3 protein-coding genes are annotated in these 3,254 nt (G+C 63.6%); 1 reads left to right on the top strand and 2 read right to left on the bottom strand.

Annotated features, from left to right (window positions below; genetic code table 11):
* Window positions 1-51: 51 nt before the first annotated feature.
* Together Q4E95_RS12180 and Q4E95_RS12175 are read right to left on the bottom strand one after the other, a co-directional pair.
* Window positions 52-1,254, bottom strand: coding sequence for an acyl-CoA dehydrogenase family protein (locus Q4E95_RS12180; RefSeq protein WP_303383559.1), 1,203 nt, complete (start codon window positions 1,252-1,254; stop codon window positions 52-54).
* 109 nt (window positions 1,255-1,363) lie between these two features.
* Window positions 1,364-2,608: a CaiB/BaiF CoA-transferase family protein gene (locus tag Q4E95_RS12175; RefSeq protein ID WP_303383558.1), complete on the bottom strand. Its 1,245-nt coding sequence runs from the start codon at window positions 2,606-2,608 to the stop codon at window positions 1,364-1,366.
* A gap of 119 nt (window positions 2,609-2,727) precedes the next feature.
* Here Q4E95_RS12175 and Q4E95_RS12170 point away from each other — a divergent pair.
* On the top strand, window positions 2,728-3,254 hold a 527-nt coding region (locus Q4E95_RS12170), incomplete at its 3' end, for a LysR family transcriptional regulator (protein WP_303383557.1).

Here is a 3,254-nt window from a genome sequence, read left to right as displayed (position 1 = left end):
GCCCCGGCACGAGGTGCGTGCCGGGGCGCCGTCGAGCTTTCTCTGTCCTACCTACTTGCGCTTGCGGGTGAACGCCGAGATCCCGGTGATTTCGCGGCCCACGATGAGCGCCTGCATGGAATCGGTGCCCTCGTAGGTGGAGACCACCTCCATGTCCGTGAGGTGGCGGCCAATGTGGTTCTCCAGCAGAATGCCGTTGCCGGCGAGCATGTCGCGAGCGGTGCGGCACATGTCCAGGGCCTTGCGGGACGTGAACATCTTGACCATGGATGCCATGGCATCGGTGAGCTGATCGTTTTCCGCCAGGTGGGCCATGCGGGTGCACATGAGCTGCATGGCGGTGAGGTCCGACAGCATTGTGGCGAGTTTTTCTTGCACGAGCTGGAAGCTTCCGATGGGAGCACCGAACTGTTCGCGGTCCAGGGCGTAACGCGCGGCGATCTCGAAGGCCGCCATGCCGTGGCCCAGGGCCTCCCAGGACGCGCCTCCGCGGGTGGCTTTGAGAACCAGGTTCACGTCCTTGAAGCTGTTGCAGTTGGGCAGGCGGTTCTCATCGGGGATCTTGAGGTTCTCGATCACGATGTCCGCCTGGTTGATGGCGCGCTTGGCGATCTTGCCCTTGATGACCTCGGGACGGTAGCCCTCGGGGTACTCACCGTTGTCCTGCTTCTCGACCACGAACGCCTTGACCTGGCCGTCGGCCTCGTCGCGGGCGTAGAGCACAATGACGTTCGCGGCGTGACCGTTACCGATCCAGCGCTTGTGGCCGTTGATGACCCACTGGTTGCCCTCCTTACGGGCGGAGGTCTCCAGGGAGACGGAGTCGGAGCCGTGGTCCGGTTCGGTCAGCGCGAAGGCTCCGGTCTTTTCGAGCGTAGCCATGATGGGGAGCCAGCGGTTGCGCTGTTCCTCGTTGCCGAGCATGTAAATACTTCCCATGCACAGGTTCGAGTGCACGCCCAAGAACGTGTTGAACGAGCCATCGATGCGACCGAATTCGCGAGCCACGATGCCCGCGGTCTGACGTGAGAACCCGGGGCAGCCGTAGCCGGGAATGAAGGACCCGATGATGCCCAACTGCGGCAGCTTGGCGAACACCGGCTCAGGGTGCTCGGCGCGCTCCCAGTACTCATTGATGGTCGGCAGGATTTCCTTCTGGCCGAAGGCCCGCACCTTGTCCCGCAGCTCGATGTCTTCGGGGGAGAGGTCCTGGTCCAGGAGAAAGAAGTCGGGGTGATCGATGATGGCGGTCATGGTGGGCCTTTCGGTCTGAGGGAACACATGATGGTTGCCGCAACGGTGCGGCGGAGAAGGTCAGTTCCGTGGCGCGATCAGGGCGGCGCCCAGGGCCCGACGCATGTGGTCATCCAGGGGTTCGAGTTTCTGGGATTCGGGGTTGAGCTGCACGATCACGGTTTCCGTCACTACGCGGGCTTCCATCACGACGGCGTTCCTCGAGCCACGCGAGCACGGCCGCCTGATCCGCGCCCAATGCGGGCGGCGCCTTGTCGTATCCGACGGGCGTGCGGCTGAAGGAGATGGGGTTCTTGATGGTCGGCACGGCCTGGTCCCCGCTGCCGGTGTCCACCACGGGATGCAGACCCAGACGGTCCGCGTATTCAATGCCCTCGTCAATGTCGAGGATGGGCGCGCACGGAATGCCCTGGGCCTGCAACGTGGTGAACCACTCGTCCGCGGTCGCGGCGGACAGTGCGTCCACCAGCATCGGCCGGAGAACGTCGCGGTGGCTGTTGCGGCCCTTCATGGTGGCAAAGCGTTCGTCCTGCGCCAGGTGCGGGACACCCAACGTGCTCACCAACCGTGCGAACTGGTTGTCGTTGCCCACGGTAATGATCAGATCCTTGTCGCCGGTGGGGAATGGGCCGTAGGGGTAGAGACTCGGGTGATCGTTGCCCAGGCGCCGGGGTACGTTGCCGCATGCCGCGTAGCCGGTGGTTTGATTGACCAAGCCGGACAGTGCGGAGGACAGCAGGTCCAATTGCAGGTGTTGGCCCTGGCCGGACCGGGCCCGTTCATGCAGGGCACCCATGATCCCAAGGGCGGTGTGCAAACCGGTGATCACGTCGAACATGGCCACTCCGGCTCGCTGCGGCGGGCCGTCCGGGCTGCCGGTGACCGACATGAACCCGGACATGCCCTGCACCAGCAGGTCGTAACCGGGCATGGTGCGACCACCCTCGGTTCCGAACCCCGTGATGCTGGCGTGAATCAGGTGAGGCCAACGCTCGGCGACCGAAGCGGCGTCGAGCCCGAATCGCTCCAGGCCACCCGGCTTGAAGTTCTCCACGAAAACGTCTGCGGAATCCACGATCTGGTGGGCTGTCTCCAGATCCGCCGGGTCTTTGAGATCCAGCACCACCGAATGCTTGTTGCGATTCACGGACAAGAAGTAGGTGCTGACGCCGTCTCGGTGGGGAGGTATCCACTGGCGGGAATCGTCACCGCCGGGCCCTTCGACCTTGATGACCGTGGCGCCCATGTCTGCCAGGAGCATGGTGCAGTACGGTCCCGCGAGAATGCGGGTGAAATCGGCAATGATCACTCCGCTGAGCGGACCGCGGGGAGCCTCGGTGAGGGGCAGCGTCATGAAGGTGACCTCGAATGGTGGAGTCGGATGCGTCTTGAACCACATAACCACCGGCATTAGGCTCTGTCTAATATAAATTGCGTCCCCCGGTGATGCTCAAAACGCAATAAAGGCGGTCCATGATGGAGGTTCACCAGGCCAAGGCGTTCCTCGCGGTGGCGGAGGAACTGCATTTCGGCCGGGCCGCCACCAAGCTGCGGGTGGCCCAGCCGCCGCTGAGCAGGCTCATCAAGCAACTCGAGAAGAGCATGGGCGCGGAGCTGTTCGAACGCAGTACCCGTCATGTGGCGTTGACCCCGGCGGGCAAAGCATTGATCGAACCGGCCACGCGACTCGTGGCCACCTCCGAGGACGCCAAACGGGCCGTGAGGGACGCCGTGAGCGGCGAGACCGGACGGGTGAGACTGGGATTCGCCGGCGCGTCCATCAACCACAAGGTGGGCGAGCTCGCCAGACAAGTGAAGGCCAAACGCCCGGGACTCATGCTCGAGCTGCACAGTTCCCAGTTCTCGCACTTGGGTCTGGAACGGCTCCTGGACGACTCGCTGGATTTGGTCATCGGACGCTGGGACTTCATTCCCGCGGAACTCAATTCCTGCATCCTCGCTCATGAAGAAGTCATGGTGGTGCTGCCCAGCAATCACCG

It is taken from the genome of Kocuria sp., assembly GCF_030536815.1.
GTDB lineage: Bacteria > Actinomycetota > Actinomycetes > Actinomycetales > Micrococcaceae > Kocuria > Kocuria gwangalliensis.
The sequence above is the reverse complement of the archived record's forward strand: the minus strand, read 5'-3'. Positions and strand labels throughout refer to the sequence as shown.

Bases quoted from the DNA above. Each gene is read 5' to 3' on its own strand.
- Q4E95_RS12180 (WP_303383559.1), bottom strand. From the start codon at position 1,254: ATGACCGCCATCATCGATCACCCCGACTTCTTTCTCCTGGACCAGGAC.
- Q4E95_RS12175 (WP_303383558.1), bottom strand. From the start codon at position 2,608: ATGACGCTGCCCCTCACCGAGGCTCCCCGCGGTCCGCTCAGCGGAGTG.